18 protein-coding genes and 2 pseudogenes are annotated in these 21,371 nt (G+C 41.6%); 13 read left to right on the top strand and 7 right to left on the bottom strand.

The features are described 5' to 3' along the window. Nucleotides 1–99: 99 nt before the first annotated feature. Complete coding sequence (locus tag ACED29_RS10280; RefSeq protein ID WP_371697599.1) at nucleotides 100–315, bottom strand: hypothetical protein; 216 nt, start codon at nucleotides 313–315, stop codon at nucleotides 100–102. Nucleotides 316–764: 449 nt separating this feature from the next. Here ACED29_RS10280 and ACED29_RS10275 point away from each other — a divergent pair, with 449 nt between their 5' ends. Next, the gene (locus tag ACED29_RS10275; protein WP_371697598.1) at nucleotides 765–2,123 is read left to right on the top strand and encodes an NCS2 family permease; all 1,359 of its coding nucleotides are present in this window, start codon (nucleotides 765–767) and stop codon (nucleotides 2,121–2,123) included. Nucleotides 2,124–2,195: 72 nt separating this feature from the next. Here the strand turns inward: ACED29_RS10275 and ACED29_RS10270 are convergent. Next, nucleotides 2,196–2,838, bottom strand: a pseudogene (locus ACED29_RS10270) (IS4 family transposase); the annotation flags it as partial. Nucleotides 2,839–3,454: 616 nt separating this feature from the next. Between ACED29_RS10270 and ACED29_RS10265 the strand changes: the two are divergent. The 5 genes and pseudogenes from ACED29_RS10265 (at nucleotide 3,455) to purT (ending at nucleotide 7,656) form a co-directional block, all read left to right on the top strand. Then, nucleotides 3,455–3,742, top strand: a complete 288-nt coding sequence (locus ACED29_RS10265; protein WP_220492624.1) for a type VI secretion system amidase effector protein Tae4 — start codon at nucleotides 3,455–3,457, stop codon at nucleotides 3,740–3,742. A gap of 47 nt (nucleotides 3,743–3,789) precedes the next feature. Then, a pseudogene (locus ACED29_RS10260) lies at nucleotides 3,790–3,948 on the top strand (T6SS effector amidase Tae4 family protein); the annotation flags it as partial. Then, on the top strand, nucleotides 3,872–4,303 hold the full coding sequence (locus tag ACED29_RS10255) for a hypothetical protein (RefSeq protein ID WP_182754796.1): 432 nt from the start codon (nucleotides 3,872–3,874) through the stop codon (nucleotides 4,301–4,303). The pseudogene ACED29_RS10260 and the gene ACED29_RS10255, both read left to right, overlap by 77 nt. A gap of 477 nt (nucleotides 4,304–4,780) precedes the next feature. Beyond that, complete coding sequence (locus tag ACED29_RS10250) at nucleotides 4,781–6,082, top strand: DEAD/DEAH box helicase (RefSeq protein ID WP_124017872.1); 1,302 nt, start codon at nucleotides 4,781–4,783, stop codon at nucleotides 6,080–6,082. 383 nt (nucleotides 6,083–6,465) lie between these two features. Further along, nucleotides 6,466–7,656 (top strand): formate-dependent phosphoribosylglycinamide formyltransferase, encoded by a 1,191-nt coding sequence (gene purT, locus ACED29_RS10245; RefSeq protein WP_182722475.1) that lies wholly within the window; start codon nucleotides 6,466–6,468, stop codon nucleotides 7,654–7,656. A 148-nt stretch (nucleotides 7,657–7,804) separates the two neighbouring features. Here purT and ACED29_RS10240 read toward each other — a convergent pair whose 3' ends face one another. From ACED29_RS10240 to ACED29_RS10220, 5 genes are all read right to left on the bottom strand, one after another. After that, a complete protein-coding gene (locus tag ACED29_RS10240; protein WP_371697597.1) occupies nucleotides 7,805–8,251 on the bottom strand; it encodes a hypothetical protein in 447 nt (148 codons plus the stop codon). Between the two features lie 39 nt (nucleotides 8,252–8,290). After that, a complete protein-coding gene (locus tag ACED29_RS10235) occupies nucleotides 8,291–9,244 on the bottom strand; it encodes a D-2-hydroxyacid dehydrogenase (protein ID WP_371697596.1) in 954 nt (317 codons plus the stop codon). A 49-nt stretch (nucleotides 9,245–9,293) separates the two neighbouring features. After that, nucleotides 9,294–10,067 carry a co-chaperone DjlA gene (djlA, locus tag ACED29_RS10230; protein WP_124017868.1) on the bottom strand — a complete coding sequence of 258 codons (774 nt, stop codon included), beginning with the start codon at nucleotides 10,065–10,067 and terminating at the stop codon, nucleotides 9,294–9,296. A 65-nt stretch (nucleotides 10,068–10,132) separates the two neighbouring features. Then, a complete protein-coding gene (gene murU / locus ACED29_RS10225) occupies nucleotides 10,133–10,816 on the bottom strand; it encodes an N-acetylmuramate alpha-1-phosphate uridylyltransferase MurU (protein WP_182722473.1) in 684 nt (227 codons plus the stop codon). Further along, entirely contained in the window at nucleotides 10,813–11,841 is a 1,029-nt protein-coding gene (locus ACED29_RS10220; RefSeq protein ID WP_371697595.1) for an aminoglycoside phosphotransferase family protein, read from the bottom strand. Before ACED29_RS10220 ends, murU begins: the two co-directional genes overlap by 4 nt. A gap of 143 nt (nucleotides 11,842–11,984) precedes the next feature. Between ACED29_RS10220 and lptD the strand changes: the two genes are divergently transcribed. The 7 genes from lptD to ACED29_RS10185 all read left to right on the top strand — a co-directional run bounded on the left by lptD (nucleotide 11,985) and on the right by ACED29_RS10185 (nucleotide 20,968). Further along, the gene (gene lptD / locus ACED29_RS10215; protein ID WP_182698690.1) at nucleotides 11,985–14,285 is read left to right on the top strand and encodes an LPS assembly protein LptD; all 2,301 of its coding nucleotides are present in this window, start codon (nucleotides 11,985–11,987) and stop codon (nucleotides 14,283–14,285) included. A 144-nt stretch (nucleotides 14,286–14,429) separates the two neighbouring features. Next, on the top strand, nucleotides 14,430–15,734 hold the full coding sequence (surA, locus tag ACED29_RS10210; protein WP_371697594.1) for a peptidylprolyl isomerase SurA: 1,305 nt from the start codon (nucleotides 14,430–14,432) through the stop codon (nucleotides 15,732–15,734). A gap of 9 nt (nucleotides 15,735–15,743) precedes the next feature. Then, complete coding sequence (gene pdxA, locus ACED29_RS10205) at nucleotides 15,744–16,727, top strand: 4-hydroxythreonine-4-phosphate dehydrogenase PdxA (protein WP_124017863.1); 984 nt, start codon at nucleotides 15,744–15,746, stop codon at nucleotides 16,725–16,727. A gap of 9 nt (nucleotides 16,728–16,736) precedes the next feature. Beyond that, nucleotides 16,737–17,543: a 16S rRNA (adenine(1518)-N(6)/adenine(1519)-N(6))-dimethyltransferase RsmA gene (gene rsmA, locus ACED29_RS10200; RefSeq protein WP_124017862.1), complete on the top strand. Its 807-nt coding sequence runs from the start codon at nucleotides 16,737–16,739 to the stop codon at nucleotides 17,541–17,543. A gap of 48 nt (nucleotides 17,544–17,591) precedes the next feature. After that, nucleotides 17,592–17,972, top strand: coding sequence for a Co2+/Mg2+ efflux protein ApaG (gene apaG, locus ACED29_RS10195; protein ID WP_124017861.1), 381 nt, complete (start codon nucleotides 17,592–17,594; stop codon nucleotides 17,970–17,972). A 3-nt stretch (nucleotides 17,973–17,975) separates the two neighbouring features. Further along, nucleotides 17,976–18,794, top strand: coding sequence for a symmetrical bis(5'-nucleosyl)-tetraphosphatase (locus ACED29_RS10190; protein WP_371697593.1), 819 nt, complete (start codon nucleotides 17,976–17,978; stop codon nucleotides 18,792–18,794). A 152-nt stretch (nucleotides 18,795–18,946) separates the two neighbouring features. Continuing rightward, complete coding sequence (locus ACED29_RS10185) at nucleotides 18,947–20,968, top strand: methyl-accepting chemotaxis protein (RefSeq protein WP_371697592.1); 2,022 nt, start codon at nucleotides 18,947–18,949, stop codon at nucleotides 20,966–20,968. Nucleotides 20,969–21,371: the final 403 nt, after the last annotated feature.

Below are 21,371 nucleotides of genomic sequence, written 5' to 3'. Positions count from 1 at the left end.
AACATAACGCGCGAGCACTGAATATAGGGCTTTAGACGAATAACTCGTCTAAAGCCCTTTTAGTGAAATACCATTAAGTTCAAACTAGGTCATAGCACGCTAAGGCACGACATCAGCGGCAATATTTCCCCCATCATCACAAGCATATTTATCGTCAGATTTACCATGAGTTAACCTGTATACATGTATTAACCCGTTTGGATCGTAAAACGTCACTGTCATCTCTACACCGATAATGCGCAATAACAGCATAATGTTGCCAACGTCGACCTTGAACTCACGTCGGTTAATTTGCCTATTCTTGGCAAACGCCACTATTACTAAATAATGGTATTAAATTGCATACCATTATTTAGTAATAGTGGTATTAAATTGCATACCAAGGGCGGCGATCCGTTATTAGTGATAAATGCTCAAAGGGTTATAACTGCAGCGAGTGAATTTTATTGTGAGGTATACAAAACAATCTGTTTTTAGTGCGTTTTTGCCTATATAACAAAAAATGTTAGCCTCTTCCTATTTCCGCATTGTCGATTGTTGTAAACTCCGCGCCAACAAAGGCTATGTTGGTAAGAGTAAATTTTACCAGACATGTGTATAACAAAGATGTTTAGCACAATACTCGCAGGTCACTAACGCTATATGCGCCAAGTGGATCTCTCACCTAAGTGTTTCTTGTTTAGGGCTCTACCTGCCATAGCCGTGTCGCCAATGAATGACCATTGGTTAACTCATAATTTAAGAGATCAAAAGGTATAATCACTATGAAGTCTGAACAGACTCTCTCTAGCTCGACCGCCGCTTCTGATTCATTTTTGGATCGTTATTTCAATATATCTGCCCGAGGTAGTACCTTAAAACGTGAAGTCATTGCTGGCTTAACGACGTTTTTAGCGATGGTTTATTCGGTGATTGTGGTACCAAACATGCTCGGCGCGGCAGGGTTTGATCCTGCTGCGGTATTTATCGCCACTTGTTTAATTGCCGCGTTTGGTTCATTACTCATGGGGCTATGGGCTAATTTACCTATGGCTATAGGGTGTGCAATATCACTCACCGCATTTACTGCATTTAGCATGGTGCTGGGACAGGGAATATCGATTCCAGTGACTCTTGGTGCTATTTTCTTGATGGGTATCGTATTTACACTTGTGAGTGTCACAGGGATCCGTCAATGGGTGCTCACTAACCTGCCAACCGGCATCGCTCACGGTACGGGAATTGGTATTGGTCTGTTTTTACTCCTTATCGCAACCAATAGCGTTAAATTGATTGTATCAAACGATGCCGGTTTACCCGTAAAGCTTGGTGATATTAATAGTTTACCGGTTATCGCAACGATTATTGGTCTTGCTATGACCATAGGGCTTGAGCGCCGGGGCACACCAGGTGGCATATTATTGGTAATAGTCGGACTATCGATTTTTGGGTTAATATTTGATCCAAGCGTGACTTATCAAGGGCTATTTGCTTTGCCGGACTTAATGTCTGATACATCGCTGATTGGTCAACTCGATATTATGGGCGCACTGAATCCAGTAGTACTGCCGATTGTATTAGCATTGGTGATGACCGCCATTTTCGATGCCACAGGCACGATTAGAGCAGTTGCCGGACAAGCGGAACTTCTCGATGATAACGACAATATTGTCGGCGGTGGTAAAGCACTGACATCAGACTCAGTCAGCAGTATTTTTGCTGGCGTGGTCGGCGGCGCTCCTGCAGCGGTTTATATTGAATCCGCAGCTGGAACCGCAGCAGGTGGCAAAACCGGCCTAACGGCAACCATCGTTGGCTTGTTATTTTTGATGATGATATTCTTAGCGCCGTTAAGCTTTTTGGTACCTGCTTATGCGACAGCTCCTGCGCTTATGTATGTTGGCTTACTGATGCTAAGCAACGTCACCAAGCTTGATTTTGACGATAAAGTCGATGCAATGGCGGGCCTAACCTGCGCGGTATTTATCATTTTAAGCTGTAATATCGTTACTGGGATTATGCTTGGCTTTGTTACCTTGGTTATTGGCCGCATATGTAGCGGCGAGTGGCGTAAACTGCGACTTGGGGTCATCTTAATCACCCTAGGTTTAGTCGCTTTCTACATGGGTGGCTGGGCGATTTAACCCAATTGTAAACTCAATTATAAATTCAATATTAAGGCCAGCCATAGAGGCTTAATGCTATTCGGATAAGCATTACTGTTTATATCTAAGTGGATAGCGGCTGGGTACAGAGCACCGAACGTGGATACGTTCGGTGCTTTCTTTTATCAGGAAGGATAAAGTATTTTATATCGGCTCGCATTTGTTTCAGTTTAGCCGGCGATTTTCCATCTGGTGATAAAGCAAGGCACCTAAATTGTGTGTCTATTAAGCTTGTTGCAGCGGTAAAACTGATACGGGTAGGCGCAACTTTTGCTTCTTTTGCTATCGCTGTCATTTCTAAACGAACCAAATTATAAGCACGCCCCACAATTCTTGTTTAACCCCTTCAACAAATTTACTTCGTAATGTCACCTTACTTTGCAGTTGGGTTTGCTGAAGTTCGCCGTATCCTTCTTCTATTTCCCAGCGCTGGTAGCTTGCCCAGCGGATACTTTACGGGGTCGACGAATGAGATAACGAAGCCTTTTATTTCACCTTTAGGCTCTTGATAAGCGATAAAGCGGGCAAGTCATGTGTCAGGAAGCGCGGGATTTTTCTTTCTCGCTTGCGGGGAGACGGGCATATCAATGAGCAAGTCATTATTCGCAAATTCTTCGACGACATCAAAGCGCATCGTTGACTTTATGGGTGTCAGTCAATGTCGCTGTACTCCAGAGCGTTGCCAGTTTACTAACTAGTCAGCAAATAAATAGATGTATTAATGCCCTTGAACGTGACGGTAAAGCTGGACTATTTAGCGGCGCTGATGAAGTCTAGATTGCTATTGATGAAAGAGTTTTTTGTTAAAAGTACGTTGATGTATTGATGTAGGTAATAACGCGATTGGCATTAATCGACTTACATCAAGCCATTAAACAATAATTCATACCTCGATAAACAACAACAGCGTTAGGCGCCAGTCAAAATAAAAAATAAACTGCATTGGATCTTAGATGTAGCATTTAAGAAAGATATTTGCCGTATTAGGGACAGAAAAATGCGAAAAAACAGTTCTAATTATAACGTATGACATTGAACCGATTAGAACAACATCCTCCCAAGTTGGTAAGCAGATAAAAGCTATAAAATAATGATTTTAGTGCTTAATTACTTATTACTCCCAAATTTAATAAATTGAAGTTTCCTCCCAGAATACACCCCAATGGATAATTTATTTAAATACATTCATCTGATATTCTTCAGAAATTATATAGTGAAAATAATATATTAAGTATTTTTACTAATATCTAAATAATTTCACACCAAAATAAATACGTATATTTAGACGACTCACTGTTAAAGGAAAGTTTATGAGAAAAATGCCAAACTGGGATATATTGAAAAAAAACTACCCAGCATTTCCTGCCCCAGCGGTTTTTAAACAGATTGGAGGTAAAGTTGAACTGAATTTTGATATTGGTGTGTTTGGAAATGCATGTGCAACGAGAGTATCTAAAGCTCTTAACGGTTCAGGTGGTTTACATAAGATCCCTTTTTACAAAGCCGTTGGCCCAAACGGAAAACTTGAGGGACAAGTGTCCTCTGGCAGAAATAAAGACTGGTACATTTTTAGAGTAAAAATACTAAAAAATATTTAGCTGAAAACTATGGTGATCCAGAAGCATTCACACCAGAGGAATATGAAAATAAAATTAGAAACCGTAAGGGTATCATTATATATGAAGTAAATGGGTGGTCTGATGCGACCGGGCATGCGGATCTTTGGGATGGCTCAAACTGCGTTTACCAAGGTTATGGGGATGTATCACACAAAATTTATTTTTGGGAAGCATCTAATGATTAAATATAAATTAGCATCACTCCTAATTTGTAGTGCATTAATTTTATTTGGATGTTCTGAAGTAATAAAAAATAAATATCATGCTGATGACTTACTCGATTTCGCTGAGTCTAATTGTATATTTTGGTATTTTAAATCAAAAGATTATGATTTATCTGACATCAAAAAAATAACTTCAGGCATTGTAGAGTTGAGTAACTATTCGGCTGATAAATTTCAACAAACAGCGATATTAGTCAAAGAATACGATCCTGAAGTATCGAGCAAAGAAAATATAGATATTGAGCTTTTGAAGTGTTTTATTCTTAAAAAAGATCAACAGTTCCTGAATAAGCTCGATGATATAAGAAAATTATAGTCAATTGAAATGGCCGACAGCGATGGCACTTTGATATCAGAGGCCATCGCTGTTTAAATTCACTATACTCTCCCAGTTATAACGCTAAAGAACATTCCTTATTACCACAGTGATCCCGGTGATTCTTTGAGGAGATTAGCTTCAAGCAAACTATTATTCCTTAGCCCGGACACAAACTCTAACAATCTCAATAAAATAAATTTAAATGCAAAATCTTCTCTTTTGACACAGATAAAGTTCAGGATTTAAACAAAAGTTTGTTATACTCCGCGGCCGCTTATCGATGGCACTCAATTGGGTGTATCATTCAAGCTTAATGTTTTTCAGCTATCCGAAGACGTTAATCAACCCAGTTAAGCATGAGTTCAGCCATAAATAAGGCTATCGGCCCCAATATTCCAGATTGATGTTGTACAGATAATATTAACTTATCGCAACTAAATCGCTTTGTTTTGATGTACATACAGGAACCGCACCATGAAATTCGAATCTTTTAGCTTCGCCCCAGAAATATTACGCGCGATCGCTGAGTGCGGTTATCAATCTATGACGCCAATTCAACAACAAGCGATCCCGGCAATCCGCCGTGGTGAAGACGTGTTGGCCAGCGCACAAACAGGAACAGGTAAAACTGCGGCTTTCGCACTGCCTATTCTGCAAAGAATGTGTGATAACCCAAAAGAAACGATGCCGTCTAACACTCGCGCCTTAATTCTTACACCAACTCGTGAGCTTGCCGCACAGGTTGCAGATAACATTACCGCTTACAGTAAACACCTCAACTTAACCGTATTAACCATTTATGGTGGCGTTAAGATAGATACTCAGTCACAAAAACTGAAACGCGGCGCCGACGTGATTGTTGCAACGCCTGGTCGTTTACTTGAACACATAGTGGCGTGTAACTTAAGTTTATCTAATGTTGAGTTTTTAGTACTTGATGAAGCCGACCGTATGCTTGATATGGGCTTTAGTGCCGATATTAAAAAGATCCTCCAAGCAGTAAATAAAAATCGCCAAAACATGTTGTTCTCTGCCACCTTCTCTACCGAAGTGAAAAAGCTAGCGAATGAAATGCTTGAAAAACCAAAAGTAATTACTGTGGATAAACAAAACACCACAGCAGCTACCGTAAGCCAAGTTATCTACCCTGTTGAACAACGTCGCAAGCGTGAATTATTATCTGAGCTTATCGGCACGAAGAACTGGCGCCAAGTGTTAGTATTTACCGCGACCCGTGATGCGGCAGACAAGTTAGTTAAAGAATTAAATCTAGATGGTATTCCATCTGGCGTGGTTCATGGCGAAAAAGCCCAGGGTAGTCGTCGTCGCGCGCTACGTGAATTTGTTGAAGGCAAAATTCGTGTATTAGTGGCCACCGAAGTTGCTGCCCGTGGTCTTGATATTCAAAACCTTGAATACGTTGTTAATTACGATTTACCGTTTTTAGCCGAAGATTATGTCCACCGTATTGGCCGTACTGGCCGTGCAGGTAAAACTGGTGTGGCAATTTCGTTTGTAAGCCGTGAAGAAGAACGCACATTAGCTGACATTGAAAAATTAATTGGCCAACAAATTCGCCGTGTTACGGTACCAGGTTATGAAGTGGGTAGCCGTGAAATGCTGCTTAAGCAAATTGAAAAACGTCGTAGTTTTGCCAAAAAGCAACAACGCGGTGATAACGCTGGCGCACAGATGATTGCCGAGAAAAACATGGATGGCCGTCGTGTTAAAGTCGGTAAAGTGAGCAGTACCGTGAAGTACAAAAAAATTAAGTAATCTTTTTGATGCAAACAAAAAGGCGCCTCGGCGCCTTTTTTGCGTATTAATCAAAGTCATTAGCGTGTCATCTGGCGCATTGCTACCAGCAATATCCTTTGTTATCACTAAGGAGCATTCTCAGGATATGACGTCACAACTCGCCTAAGCATAAAGCCGAGCAATAATCGCAAAGAATGTAAATCCTGTCGTGCCATGACTCATAGCTACAACGCATGTAAAATCTAGACTTGTCGTCAAAAAACACAATCTTTCATCACAAAAAACGGTCATATTTGTACTATTTTCGCCATAAAGTGACTTTTATATTGGATTTTTAATAGCGCATCTCGTTACACTGTTCGGCATATAAAAATATCCCTACACAGAGGCTGTACATCATCATGGCGATTCCTACTACATTTGGCACAGCAAATACTCCAGGCACGATTAAGGCGATGCTATTAGGCTGCGGTGAACTCGGCAAAGAAGTGGCTATTGAGCTGCAACGTTATGGTATTGAGGTGATTGGGGTTGATCGCTACCCTAATGCGCCTGCTATGCAAATTGCTCATCGTTTTCATGTAATTAACATGTTGGATGCTGAGGCATTAAAAGCGGTTATTGAGCTTGAAAAGCCTGATTTAGTCATTCCAGAAATTGAAGCCATTGCCACCCAAACCTTAGTGGAACTAGAGCAACAAGGTCTGCATGTCGTGCCGACAGCCAATGCGGCCAAACTGACTATGGATCGTGAAGGAATTCGCCGTCTCGCGGCAGAAACCTTAGCGATTCCAACTTCAAAGTATTTTTTCTGTGACACCCAAGCAGAATTTGAACAAGCCGTAGCCGATATTGGTATTCCTTGTGTGGTTAAGCCGGTGATGAGCTCATCTGGTAAAGGTCAGAGTGTGATTAAATCAGCAGACACTGTTCAGCACGCATGGGCTTACGCTCAAGAAGGCGGCCGCGCAGGCAAAGGCCGAGTGATTGTTGAAGCCTTTATTCCATTTGATTACGAAATTACCTTGCTAACCATTAGCGCTGTTAATGGCATTCACTTTTGTGACCCAATTGGTCACAGACAAGAAGATGGTGATTATCGTGAATCATGGCAACCACAAGCCATGCCAGCTGATGTACTACAAAAAGCTCAAGCTATGAGCCAACGTGTGGTTGAAGCTCTGGGTGGATATGGCTTATTTGGGGTTGAACTATTTATTCGCGGTGATGAAGTGTACTTTTCTGAAGTATCACCAAGGCCACACGACACAGGTTTAGTCACTTTAATCAGCCAAGATTTATCTGAATTTGCTTTGCATGTTCGAGCGATTTTGGGCTTACCAATCAGCAATATTGCCCAACATGGACCCAGTGCTTCTGCAGTGATTTTAGCAACAGGCACCTCGACCAATATTCGTTATCAAGGCATCGCGGCTGCGTTAGCCCCGGCTAACACTCAATTACGTTTGTTTGGTAAACCAGATATTGATGGTCGCCGTCGTTTAGGCGTTGCATTAGCCCGTGATAGCTCGGTGGAAGCAGCGGTCGAAAAAGCTAAAATAGTGGCGAGTAATATCAAGGTTATATTTTAAATAACGCTTATCTCAGTTAAGCAATAACAGCTCAACAAAATGACTTGATAGACAAAATTAAGCCGCCGAATCTGTTACACGTTTCAGCGGCTTATTTTTTGCTTTTTGCTTTTTGTGTTTAAGTGAATGTATACCTTAGCTTGATAACTTAGTTTTTTGCTTTTGGCAGTGACTTACTGGCTAAATGAAAGTGGACTAACATCATTAGACGAAATAGCGCTTTGAGTTTACGTTCCTGATCAAACTTACCCACATTGATCAATTTTCGTAATACGGTGATTTTCATATACAGGTTTTTCACCAACACATCACTTGGCTCATCTAGATATTTATCAAACTCTTTATAACCCTCAATGGTTTTAGCGCTCAATCTAGCTTGCCGAATACGTAAACCTGAGCTCATGGCATGTTCAAACGCTTTGGTTTCTAACCCTTTAATAATTTCAGCGGCGCTGATTTCCTGCGCTAAGCCATCAACGATAAAATGAATATTTGATTCAATCTCAAATTGCAGCGCATGGGTATCATGACGCACGTTATCAAACTTTGTCCGTTCTTTATCAACAAAATCAAACAAGATTTTCCATAGTGACATAAGCGAATATCCGTATTACTGGTGGTAATTAAAAAGCCATTAGCCATTAACCTGATTCAACACTTTACCCTGTTGAAACTGGTGTACATTTTCAACCGCGATGTTGAGTAGATTTTGTCTAGCCTGCAATGTTGCCCAGGCAATATGCGGCGTAATGGTAATATTGGCAGCACTAAGGAGCGGATTATCATGACTTGGCGGCTCAGTTGATAGCACGTCAACGCCAGCAAATCCATGAGCATGGTTAAGCCATTGGGCTAAATCAATTTCATTAATCAAGTCGCCGCGAGCAGTATTAACCAATAAACAACCCGGTTTAAGTAAGCGTAAACTGTCACTGTTTATCATATATTTGGTTGCCGCATTAAGCGGACAATGTAGCGATATAATATCGGCTTGCTTAAGTAAATGGTCACGTTGACACCATTGAATGGCTGCTGGTAAATTCGTTTTCGGTTGCGTAGTGGTTATCAATACATTCATACCGAATGCCACACCTAAATTGGCAACTTGCTGACCAATATCGCCATACCCCACCACCCCTAAAGTTAATCCTTTTAACGAGGTTAATGGACTCAAACTAAAACAAAAATCCCGATTAGCAGCCCATTGTCCAGCTTTAACAGCGTGATCGTGTAAAGCCACCTGCTGATGGTGATGCAAAATATGGGCAAACACCATTTGCGCCACGGCATCTGGGCCATAAGCAGGAATATTGGTGACCACAATCCCCTGCGCGGTTGCGGCATCCATGGCAACAACATTGGTGCCTGTGGCAAGAACCCCAATATAAATTAATCCGGGCAGTTGCTTTAAGGTTGCGGCACTCAACTGGGTTTTATTCGTCAGCACAATTTGCGCACCTTGGCAGCGACTGACGATTTGATCGAGTGGTGTATGGTCGTAAATATCGCACTCGCCTAATGCCTCAAGCGCCTGCCAATTCAAATCACCAGGATTCAGAGTGTAACCATCTAATACCACTATTTTCATCGATTTTTGGCCCTATTAATAACAGCGTGCACAGGCATTGAGCCTATTACTAACGCATTCCACGTGAAGTTTTAATTCGCTCGTAAGCAGCTTGAATATCTTGCGCTTTAGTGTTGGCAAGCTCCATCATTTCTTCTGGTAAGCCTTTTGCAACAAGCTTATCAGGATGATGTTCGTTCATCAGTTTGCGGTAAGTACGCTTAACGTCTTGATCGCTTGCAGACTCTGATACGCCGAGGAGTACATAAGCATCAGTCAGCGGCATTTTATTACCTTGCGGCGACTGATGATGACTGAATTCAGCTTGCCAACGAGCCAGTAACACATCAAGTTGTGCAGCAAGACCAAGCTTATTGGCAATAGCGGATAAAATTTGCTTCTCATTGGCATGTAACTCACCATCAGATAATGCAGTTTGAATTTGGATCTCTAAAAACATCTGCGCTAACTCAGCTCGGCCTTGAGTGGCTTGTCGAAACAACTCAAGCTGCTGTAACAGATCAAAATCAGCTTGGCGCCCTTGGCGAAAAGCTGTTTGCGCATCAATACGCGATTGTCCCGATAACTTCATTTGATCCATTAACATGGCCGCAATACGGATGTCGGTTTCAGTCACTCGCCCAGAGGCTTTAGCTACATGGCCCATGACGGCAAATGTAGCATTGAAAAACATCGCCTGACGCTCACCGCCTTTACGCATTAACGCGCTTAAGCCTTGGCGTCTGTCATAAGCATGGCCTAACCATAAGCCTAAAATAGCCCCAAAGAAACGCCCAAACATAAACCCAATGATAAACCCAAAAACTTTACCCCAAATTCGCATGTTGTTTTCCACTACGGTTAAATAATTAATATGTCGCGCTTTGCATTTAGGCGCGCTCGCATGCCTTAATCTTGAGCCAGTAATCGACTCTGCAGTTGTTCTAGTCGCTCAATCGTCCCGACATCGCACCAATAAGCCTTAAAATGCACACCTTGTATCCGCTGCTGGCTCATTGATTGCTTCAGCACAGGTCCCAAGGCTTGCTTACCTTCGGGTAAGTTTATAAATAATCGAGGATGGTAAATGCCCAAGCCAGCAAAGGTTAACTTTGGCTCATCATCAACCGTTAATTGGCCATTCACATCAATAGCAAAATCCCCCTGCGGATGATGCGCTGGATTATCAACTAACCATAAAAACGCGTCCGCTTCAGCTTGGATAACCTTTCGATAAGCTAACGAGACATCGGGCAAGTAATCGATAAATATATCACCGTTGATGACTAAAAAGGGCTCATCACCTAATAATGGTAATGCGTGCTTGATACCGCCAGCCGTTTCTAACGCCGTGGTTTCATCGCTATAACGGATCTGTACTCCCCAACGACTTCCATCGCCTAATATTTCAGGTAATTTATGCCCTAACCACGCCTGATTGATCACTATGTCACTCACCCCTAGCAAGGCAAGTTTCTCTATGTGATATTCTATTAATGGTTTACCGGCAACGCTCACTAACGGTTTAGGTAAGGTGTCAGTTAAAGGTCGTAAACGCTCTCCACGCCCCGCAGCCAAAATCATTGCTTTCATGCTTCGCTTACCGCCTCATCAATACTTTTACGGTTTACTCGCGGTAAAATCACCTTATTAACCCATTGACTAAATTCAGCAATTTGTGAGTACTGCATACCAATATCAGCAACGTATTGTAAGGTTAATGGAATATCAGCCAAATAACCGCGCTTGGCATCACGATGGTATAAACGTGCAAAAATACCTGCGGCTTTAATGTGGCGTTGTATTCCCATTAAATCAAACCATTGTTGATAAGTTGAAAACGTTACATCGTCACTCATCAATTGATGATCAATTGCCAGTTGATAATGATATCTCATCAACGGATTAACGATATCGTCAGGCCAGCGCACGTAACAGTCACGTAGCAGAGAGACAGCATCATAAGTGACTGCGCCATAGACGGCATCTTGAAAGTCGATCACCGCTAACGCTTGATTATTTATCAGTAAATTACGGCTATGATAATCACGATGCATACCGACTTGAGGCTGTGCAAGGACATTTTCGGTTAACGCATTAAAGGTCGACTCAATCATTGCCTGTTCATTGTCCGTCAACGAGTAATCTAAATGCTCTTTCAGAAGCCAATCGACAAAAATCGCTAACTCTCGCATCACAAAAGCAGCGTCATAATCGGCCAGCGGACCATCTTGGGTCTCAGTCACGGATGCAATAATGGGTAATAAGTTTAATGCGCGCTGATAATAGTCACTCACATTAGCTTTATTCAGCACCGACAAGAGTTGTAATTCGCCCACATCAGTTTGCAAAACAAAGCCATAGTCATCGCAGGTGGCAAGTACTTCGGGTACTAATAACCCAGCATGATGATAAGCTTTTGCAATCGCTACAAAAGGCGCGATAGGCACTAAATCAATGGGCGAATCAGAGACAATATAATGCTTACCTTGATACTGAATACGAAAATAACGTCGAAAACTGGCATCACCACAGATCAAAATAATGGCAACGTTATCGCCGAAATATTGGTTTAACCAGTTACTTAACGCAACAAATCTTGGGTCAGATAAAATCATCTCAATGGCTCTTAACTAAAAATTGCTTTATTATAGCCAGCATAACATTTGGAAACAGCTAAAGAATGGAATGTTTCATCTAGCTGAGTATCTTTTTCTCTCCAAAACTTTCCGGAATCAGAATTCATAAATTATTGACAACAATGCAGATCCGTTATTTTCTGGCACTAAGCCTACTCCCAAATATCGTGTTGGCTGATGAGCCAACAACGACCGAAGCGCCTGCGCTACAATGCGTTGTTGCGCCACCTGTTTCTCGTTCATTCGAAGATCGTGCAGCATTAACCGGTATTTCTGACGATCAGATTGTTATCATTAGTGATCACTCTGCTGTTTCTTATAACGAGCAAGCCGAATTTTCAGGCGATGTTAGTTTCAGCCAAGGGTTTCGTCATATTGCGGCTGACAATGCCGTATTAGATCAAAAGCAACAACGCTTAAATGCTAACGGTAACCTAATATTTAAAGATGAGTTATTTACCGTTACTGCCGATACACTAGAAGCTCAAATGAGTACCAATAACGCCACCTTAAAAGGCGCACAGTATTGGTTGCATGGCCAACAAGTTCATGGCGATGCTGAAAAGTTACAGATTACGTCAGACAATAATTTATTACTGACCAAAACCAACTTTTCAACCTGTCCTCCAGGTGATGAATCATGGCTGCTTGAAGCGGACATGATCAAAATTGACAGTAAAGAAGAATGGGGTGAGATTTGGAATGCCAAACTGCGTATCGCAGACATTCCAGTGCTATATATTCCATATATGACAGTACCGGTATCTGATAAACGTAAAACAGGCTTTTTATTCCCAAGCTTCAGTACCAGTACCACGAATGGTGTGGAAGTCAGCACCCCTTATTATTGGAATATTGCGCCAGAGTTTGATCTTACTTTCACTCCGGATTTCATGTCCTCACGTGGGCTGTATACCAAAACTCAATTTCGCTATCTTGCCGGTGAGCAACAAAACGGCCAGTTCAATGTCGAATACTTAAGTAATGATAGTAAGCTAACCTCAAACGCTGACCGATATTTGTATCATTGGAGTCATCAAGGGGCCATCAATAAAAACTGGCGTGTCAGATCAGACTATACCGATGTGTCTGATAACAATTATTTCAACGATTTAAATTCCGACGTTAACCGTTCAACCGACAACCAGTTATCACGCATTGGTGAAGCCAGTTATTTTGAACGTAACTGGGATTTCAATATGCGCGTACAAGACATTAAAGTACTTGGTGAAGACGAAAAACCCTATCAAGTGATGCCACAGTTAAACTTTAACTATCGTGCTGCCGATATTTTTAACTCTATCGACTTTAAGTTTAACTCTGAACTGACCAACTTTCGTCATCAAGATAATGACTACAATACCGCGACTCGCTTACACTTAGTGCCTAGCTTAATCTGGCCAATTCAAGGGCCTGCGGGCTCGTTTACCAGTGAAGTTAAATTACTGCAAACCCAGTATTGGCAGCAAAATATCGATCCCGATTCAACCTTAGATAACAGCGTAAGCCGCACTATTCCGCAAGCGCGTTTACATGGTCAGGTTAATTTCGAGCGGGCTACCCAAATGTTTGACGAACAATACCGTCAAACCCTAGAACCGCAAATTCAATACCTTTATGTCGGCTATGAAGACCAATCCAATATTGGTATTTATGACACCGCGCAACTACAAGAAGACTATTATGGCTTGTTCCGCGATCGCCAATATTCAGGCTTAGATCGTGTAGCAGATGCTAACCAGTTCACTTTGGGCTTCACCACCCGTTTATTTGACCAAGCTAACCGCGAAAAAATGAAGTTTAGCGTAGGTCAAATCATGTATCTACAAGACTCAAAAGTCAGCATTGATGATACCTATGAAGAAACAACGCAGTCGACGTCGGTATTAGCAGCAGAACTCGATGCTCAGTTATATAATGACTGGTTTATCAGTGGTTCGGTTCAGCACGACACTCAAACAGGTGAGAATAAAAAGAATGAAGTCACCTTGGATTATCGTCCAAGTAATGACAAATTATTACAGTTAAGCTATCGCTTTGTTCCAGACTTACTCAATACCAATACCAATGATAAAGTTGATATTTCTCAAGCAGGCGTAAGAACATCTTGGCCTCTTAGTGACAACTTATATTTTGTTGGTAACTACTATTATGACCTTAATGAATCTCGTAGTATTGAAACTTATACAGGCGTGCAGTATGAGTCATGTTGCTGGGCATTGCGTCTGAGTTATCATTACCGAATTAAAACAAACTACGATGATGATTTGTCAGCCGCCATTGACGGACGTGAAGAGTTTGAGAGCGGTGTTTATCTAAACTTTGTCATTAAAGGCTTAGGCGGATCGGGTCCATTAGGAGTCGACGACATGTTAAATGAAGGCTTATTTAACTACCGTAAACCACTTTACTTGAGGAATTAACAATCTTTTGTGATAGATTGCTGAACCTAGCGATAAACTCATAGTCCAATAACAACAAACATGCTGTTGAGTATGATGTAGTAACCTTATTTTGGCGATCTATTGCCAGTTTATATTGAATCGAATGTGCCAAGGATTTTGTGGATGAAACACAGTAAAAAAATAATTTTTGCATTACTAGCACTGGCTATAAGCAACACCAGTATTGCTGCGCCAATACCATTAGATCGCGTAGCGGTACAAGTTAATGACGGTATCATTCTTGAAAGTGAAATCAGCAACATGATTACCACAGTCAAAGCCAATGCCAAATCGGCTAATCAAACGCTGCCTTCTGATGACGCCTTGCGTACTCAGGTTATAGAACGCCTCATTTTAACCCATTTGCAAATGCAAACAGCTCAACGTATCGGTTTGCAAATTGGCGATTTACAATTAGACCAAACAATTGACAATATTGCTAAAGAGCAGAAAATATCGGTTGCACAGATGCGCCAATCGATTGAGAGCGAAGGCACTAGCTTTAGTCAATATCGGGAACAGTTACGTCAAGAAGTCACCCTAGGTGAAATTCAGCGTATTCAAGTACAACGCCGAATTCAGGTGTCACCGCAAGAAATTACTGGCTTAGTGAAACTGATTCAGGAACAAGGCTTAAAAGATGTTGAGTTTCAAATTGGTCACATCCTGATTGAAGTACCAAGTAACCCAACCAGTGAACAACTTGAAAGTGCTAGTCGCCGTGCAGATATCGTGCTTAAACGCTTAAATGACGGTGATGATTTCCGTAGCACAGCTATTGCATCGTCTTCGGGTCCAAAAGCGCTAGAAGGCGGGATCTGGGACTTTATGAACATCAATGAAATGCCAACCTTATTTGCTGAAGTGGTTAGTACAGCTAAAAAAGGTGACATTATTGGTCCGATTAAATCGGGGTCAGGTTTTCATATTATCAAAGTAGTCGATACTCGTGGCTTACAAACTCAAGAAGTTGAAGAAGTAAAATCACGCCATATCCTATTAAAGCCCTCACCGATTTTATCGGAAGAGCGTGCTAAAGCGATGTTAGCCAACTTTTTAACTCAAGTGCGTGCCGGTGATGCTGATTTCGCTAAATTAGCCAGTCAGTACTCTGAAGATCCTGGTTCTGCAGCTAAAGGCGGTGAATTAGGCTGGGCAGACCCAAGCATGTATGTGCCAGAGTTTTCTCAAACTCTAGCAAGCCTTGAAGAAGGTCAGTACAGTGAACCGTTCCGTTCAACGCATGGCTGGCATATAGTCCAACTTGAAGCTCGCCGTAAAACAGACGCAACAGAACAATTTAATAGCAACCGTGCTCATCAATTAATCTTCCGTCGTAAGTTTAATGAAGAGCTACAAACCTGGTTAGACGAAATGCGTTCAGAAGCGTATATCGAAATCGTTGAGCCAGAAAGCAAACGAGGCTAAGCATAATTAATGACTAAACGTATTGCCATAACACCAGGCGAACCAGCAAGTATTGGTCCAGACTTAGTCATCAAACTCGCTCAACAGGCTTGGCCTGTTGAGTTAGTTGTTTGCGCCGATCCTGATTTGCTCATGACGCGAGCAAAAATGCTTGGATTACCCTTGCAACTTATGCCTTACCAATCATCACAACCACCAAAACCTCAAGCCGCAGGAACATTAACCATTGCGCCTTTTGCATTAGCTGAAGAAGCTAAATGTGGTGTGTTGAATGAAGCAAACAGTGCATATGTAGTAGAAACCTTGCGTTACGCCGGTGAGAGAAATATGTCGAATGAATTCGACGCCGTCGTCACTGGGCCAGTGCATAAAGGCATTATTAACCAAGCGGGCATTCCGTTTAGTGGTCATACCGAATTTTTTGCATTGCAAGCTAACTGTGCTGATGTTGTCATGATGCTTGCCGCTCCAGGCTTGCAAGTGGCATTGATGACGACTCACATTCCTTTAGCGTATGTCGCTAAAGCGATTACCCGTGATAGACTGCATCATATTATTACCATTTTACATCGCGAGTTAGTCAGTAAGTTTGGTTTAGGCTCACCTAAAATTTATGTGTGCGGACTCAATCCACATGCAGGAGAAGATGGCCATTTAGGCCGTGAAGAAATTGATACCATCATACCTGCGCTCAACGAGCTACGGGAACAAGGTATGGATATTGTTGGCCCCTTACCGGCCGATACGCTATTCCAACCTAAGTATCTCGAACAAGCTGACGTGGTATTAGCCATGTATCATGACCAAGGATTACCTGTGCTTAAATCATTAGGATTTGGCAAGTCGGTCAATATCACCTTAGGTTTACCTTATATCCGTACTTCAGTCGATCACGGCACCGCGCTAGAATTAGCCGGCAGTGGCCAAGCGGATAGCGGCAGTTTTACCTGTGCATTAAACAAAGCCATCGAATTGGCCTCAAAAAGTAAGTAACCCATTTTAATGAGTAATAAAGTACATTTAGGCCATACGGCCAGAAAGCGTTTTGGACAAAACTTCTTAACTGATCAAGGCGTGATTAGTAGCATAGTAGGGGCTATTGCACCTGATAATAATCATGTGATGGTCGAAATTGGACCTGGCCTAGGTGCCTTAACTGAACCTGTTGCAGACATGATTGATAACCTCACGGTTGTTGAATTAGATCGCGACTTAGTTAAGCGCCTACAATATCATCCAACACTAAAAGACAAACTGACCATTCACCAAGGTGATGCATTGCAGTTTGATTTTAACCAATTGCAACAAGCTGGCAAAAAAATGAAAGTGTTTGGAAATCTTCCTTACAACATTTCAACGCCCTTGATGTTTCATTTGTTTGAGTTTGCTGAACAAATAGAAACCATGCATTTTATGTTGCAAAAAGAAGTCGTATTACGTTTATCGGCTAGCCCTGGTAACAAGGCATATGGCCGCTTAACGGTAATGGCACAATATTATTGCCAAGTGGTTCCTGTACTAGAAGTGCCGCCAACCAGCTTCACTCCTGCCCCTAAAGTGGATTCTGCAGTCGTCAGATTATTGCCTTATGCAGTCAAGCCTTGGCCATGTCAAAATGTTGATGTATTAAGGCACTTAGTGACAACCGCATTTAATATGCGCCGTAAGACATTACGTAATAATTTAAAAACATTATTGTCAGACGACGATTTTGCTACGTTACAAGTTGATGCTAGTTTGCGGCCCGAACAAATTAGCGTCGAGCAATACGTCACAATGGCTAATTTTCTGTGTGACAAAAAAGATTAAATATAAGGGCATGCGTATTGAGCATGCCCTTTTGCTTTAGGATCTAATATGAGCCAAGTTGAATCACCGATAAAAATTAAAGTCGACACCCAATATTTAGAACAACAATCTGATGTTGCCGATAATAAATACCTCTTTAGCTACACGATAACCATTATCAATCTGAGTGATAACAAAGTAACTCTAAAAGACCGTCATTGGATTATCACCGACGCTGACGGCGATAAAAATGAAGTCAAAGGCCCTGGTGTTGTGGGCGAAACGCCGACCATTGCTCCGAATACCGCATATCAATATACCAGTGGTACTGTAATGGAAACGCCAGTCGGTTTTATGCAAGGTTTTTATGGTATGGAAGATCATAAAGGAGAGCGCTTTTTAGTCGCAATCCCACCTTTTCGTCTAGCGGTTCCTGGGATATTTCAATAACTTATGGCTAACTATTTTGTTGGCGATATTCAAGGTTGTTATTCAGAATTACAACTACTGCTGCAAAAAGTGGCTTTTAATCCGTCTAAAGACCAACTCTGGGCCGTAGGTGATCTTATTGCCAGAGGAACTGAGTCACTTGCAACCCTGCGTTTCTTTCAGTCTTTACAAGATTCTGCAAAAGTGGTGCTCGGTAATCACGATTTACATCTGCTGGCTTTGCACGGAAAATTAAAGCGACCTAATCCCAACGATCATCTTGACGAACTCCTCAATGCACCTGATATTGATAATTTGGTCACTTGGGTTCGTCAACAACCCTTGATTCGAACCCTACCCGAACACAATATCATCATGACGCATGCAGGTGTTCCCCCTCAATGGGACTTGGCCATAGTTGAGCGTGAAGCAAAACAAGTGAGCATAGCTTTACAGCAAGATGATTATTTAAGCGAATTAATTGGCCAAATGTATAGCGACGATACCGAACAATGGTCGCCAGCACTGGCTGGTATAGCTAGGCTACGTTACTGTATCAATGCCTTAACTCGAATGAGATTCTTGCACTTAGATGGAAGTCTTGATTTTAAGTGTAAATTACCGCCCAGCAAACAACACTCATCAGATTTACGCCCATGGTTTGATTTCCCATCGAAAATAGTGCCACAAAACACCTTAGTTTTCGGACATTGGGCAGCATTAATGGGGCAAACAAATAACCAGAAAATTCTGGCATTAGATACTGGTTGTTGCTGGGGAGAGCACCTCACATTATGGCATCTTGAAAAGAATGAAAATATTACCCAAAAAAGGTTAGTTTAACGTTAAACTAAAGTAGCATTTAGCCGATAACTAAATGTAGAATTTGTTACGCTTGCCTGAGAAACAATCACCCTCTAATAAATTCGATATGATGACATGCAACAGCACACACCAGAAAAATCAGGATCAAATAATAATAGCCGGAGTACTGTATGAAAATTAATGTAGCGACCAGAGTCATTGGCGGTTTTACCGTGGTGACGCTGTTATTGATAGTACTCGGTGGTGTAACCATGCTGAGTAATGACAGAATTAAAGATGGAGCGACGATTCTTAACACTATCAGTTTACCTGCGCTTGAAAGAACGAGCATTTTAAGTGAAAACTTAAGCTCGCAACAAATTGAAGCACTACTGGCTTATTACAGTACTCGTTCATCCCAAATTCCTGCCATAAAAAAACAGTTATCAGATTTAGATAACACCTTTAAACAAGACCTCAGTAGCTTAAACAACTTAGTCAGTAAACAGACGCAGCTTTCAGCCCCCTTAGCGGCATTAAATAAAAGCTATACTTTGTATGGTTCCAATGCCACAAAGATGCTTCTTGAACGTCTAAGTGCGCTTACTTTACAAGAACAGTTACTTAAGATGCGCAGTAATCTTGAAAACGCAGCGGATGACTCCTCATCGATTCTGTTAGATATTATCGATCTAGAAACTAGCGAGGACGAAACTGAACGCAGTTTAGCCGCAACCGCCAGTGTAATCGATAGTACATTCATCAATATCATTACCACAATTTATGATTTAGTGGCGACAACTGAACAAAGCAAATATGACTTAATCATTAAAGAACTCGATTACATGGTCAGCGAAGCATCGACCAAATTAGACTTTATCAACACTAGAGGCAACGGTGTTGTAAACAGTTCAACTTTAGAAGATTTAACCGCTGAAAGCGCAAAAGTATTTACTTTGCTAAAGGGTAATGACTCAATTATCGCTTTGAAACAGCAGCAATTAAGTCATGAGTTTGCCGCGGCTAAACAGCTTGTAGAAACTCAAAGTTCCGCCAAAGACGTCAACAAGAAGATGACTGTTTTGGCAAAATCAATCGATACTTTCGCAAGTGACATCAGTAATTCGGCGTTAGATATTATTGATTCCGCAGCGATTAAAACCCTAATAGTGGTATTAATGGCAATTGTCGTCGCTATTATCGTTAGTATTGCGGTTGTTAAACCACTGACTAATTCGTTAGAAAAAGTTAATAAAGCCCTTAATGTATTGGCATCAGGTGACTTAACTCATAAATTAGATGACACAGGTCACGATGAGTTTGCCGAATTGGCTAAAAACTGTAATCGCTTAGTCGACAGCCTACGCAGTCTTATTATTGGTATTGTCGATCGCTCGAACCAATTAGCGGCTGCAGCTGAAGAGACCTCTGCCATTACCTCGCAAACAACGATAGGTATTCAAGAACAAAAAAGCCAAGTCGATCAAGTTGCTGCTGCGACGACTGAGTTGAGCTCAAGTGCACAGCAAGTTTCAATGAGCGCAGATCAAGCACTCAATGAGATTAAGCAAGCTGACAATGAAACCCAGCACATGCGTACCCTTGCAGAAGAAAGCAAAAATACCATTATTGCCCTTGCAGAAGAAGTCGCTAGAGCCGGAGTTGTTATTAATAAGGTTCATTCAGACAGTGCATCGATTGGTTCTATCTTAGACGTAATCCGTGGGATTGCCGATCAAACCAACTTACTGGCGCTAAATGCCGCGATTGAAGCAGCAAGAGCGGGTGAACAAGGTCGAGGTTTTGCGGTTGTTGCTGATGAGGTTCGTAACTTAGCATCACGTACGCAACATTCAACCAGTGAAATTCAGCAAATGATTGAAGTTTTACAAGTCGGCACTCAGGAAGCGGTTGCCGTAATGGAGCAAAGTCGAGGTCAAGCCAACAGTTGCGTTGAAAAGAACGAGCAATCTAATATTGCCCTCGAAACTATCAGTAAGTCGGTTCACCGAGCCTATGATTCGGGTAATCATATTGCCCATGCTGCGCAAGAGCAAAATATCGTTAGCCAACAAGTTTCCGAAAAACTTGAACATATCGCATCGATTTCAGAAGAAACCTCAATCGGTGCCGATCAAACTGCACAATCAAGTCATCAAGTTGCAATGCTTGCTGAAGAGCTACAAGCCTCTGTACGCGAGTTTAAGGTCTAATTGATAACCATTATGCTCAAATTAATAAAAGGTCCCTCTGGGGCCTTTTTTATTGCTATCAATATCAAATGCAAGGTTAACCCTAATCGATGGTAGCGCTGGTTTATCACATTGATTAACCCACTATAGTCGGACATATAACAGTTAAAAATAACCGCAACTGAAGTATAGGGAGCGAGTCAGTAAAGCTTAATAGCAACATTTGGCCTAGCTCTTATCAAACTAATACTCAATGTAGCCTATTGCAAATCAATGCAGCTGGCGAGACTGAGAAGAGTTAGATATATGTTTATATTCCCAACCAAGGTTAAATAGCACACTAAAATGAGCTTTAATCGAAATAACACTCTTAAACTTGCTCATAAATTACCGACATAAAAAATGCCGATAATTACTTATCGGC

It is taken from the genome of Shewanella sp. 5S214, from assembly GCF_041439795.1.
GTDB lineage: Bacteria > Pseudomonadota > Gammaproteobacteria > Enterobacterales > Shewanellaceae > Shewanella > Shewanella vesiculosa.
This window is presented reverse-complemented; position numbering and strand designations above follow the sequence as displayed.

Coding starts and splice junctions, on each gene's coding strand:
- ACED29_RS10250 (WP_124017872.1), top strand. CDS start 4,781: ATGAAATTCGAATCTTTTAGCTTCGCCCCAGAAATATTACGCGCGATC.
- apaG (WP_124017861.1), top strand. CDS start 17,592: ATGAGCCAAGTTGAATCACCGATAAAAATTAAAGTCGACACCCAATAT.
- rsmA (WP_124017862.1), top strand. CDS start 16,737: ATGAGTAATAAAGTACATTTAGGCCATACGGCCAGAAAGCGTTTTGGA.
- ACED29_RS10255 (WP_182754796.1), top strand. CDS start 3,872: ATGGCTCAAACTGCGTTTACCAAGGTTATGGGGATGTATCACACAAAA.
- ACED29_RS10240 (WP_371697597.1), bottom strand. CDS start 8,251: ATGTCACTATGGAAAATCTTGTTTGATTTTGTTGATAAAGAACGGACA.
- ACED29_RS10235 (WP_371697596.1), bottom strand. CDS start 9,244: ATGAAAATAGTGGTATTAGATGGTTACACTCTGAATCCTGGTGATTTG.
- surA (WP_371697594.1), top strand. CDS start 14,430: ATGAAACACAGTAAAAAAATAATTTTTGCATTACTAGCACTGGCTATA.
- ACED29_RS10220 (WP_371697595.1), bottom strand. CDS start 11,841: ATGATTTTATCTGACCCAAGATTTGTTGCGTTAAGTAACTGGTTAAAC.
- djlA (WP_124017868.1), bottom strand. CDS start 10,067: ATGCGAATTTGGGGTAAAGTTTTTGGGTTTATCATTGGGTTTATGTTT.
- ACED29_RS10265 (WP_220492624.1), top strand. CDS start 3,455: ATGAGAAAAATGCCAAACTGGGATATATTGAAAAAAAACTACCCAGCA.
- murU (WP_182722473.1), bottom strand. CDS start 10,816: ATGAAAGCAATGATTTTGGCTGCGGGGCGTGGAGAGCGTTTACGACCT.
- purT (WP_182722475.1), top strand. CDS start 6,466: ATGGCGATTCCTACTACATTTGGCACAGCAAATACTCCAGGCACGATT.
- ACED29_RS10190 (WP_371697593.1), top strand. CDS start 17,976: ATGGCTAACTATTTTGTTGGCGATATTCAAGGTTGTTATTCAGAATTA.
- pdxA (WP_124017863.1), top strand. CDS start 15,744: ATGACTAAACGTATTGCCATAACACCAGGCGAACCAGCAAGTATTGGT.
- ACED29_RS10185 (WP_371697592.1), top strand. CDS start 18,947: ATGAAAATTAATGTAGCGACCAGAGTCATTGGCGGTTTTACCGTGGTG.
- ACED29_RS10275 (WP_371697598.1), top strand. CDS start 765: ATGAAGTCTGAACAGACTCTCTCTAGCTCGACCGCCGCTTCTGATTCA.
- lptD (WP_182698690.1), top strand. CDS start 11,985: ATGCAGATCCGTTATTTTCTGGCACTAAGCCTACTCCCAAATATCGTG.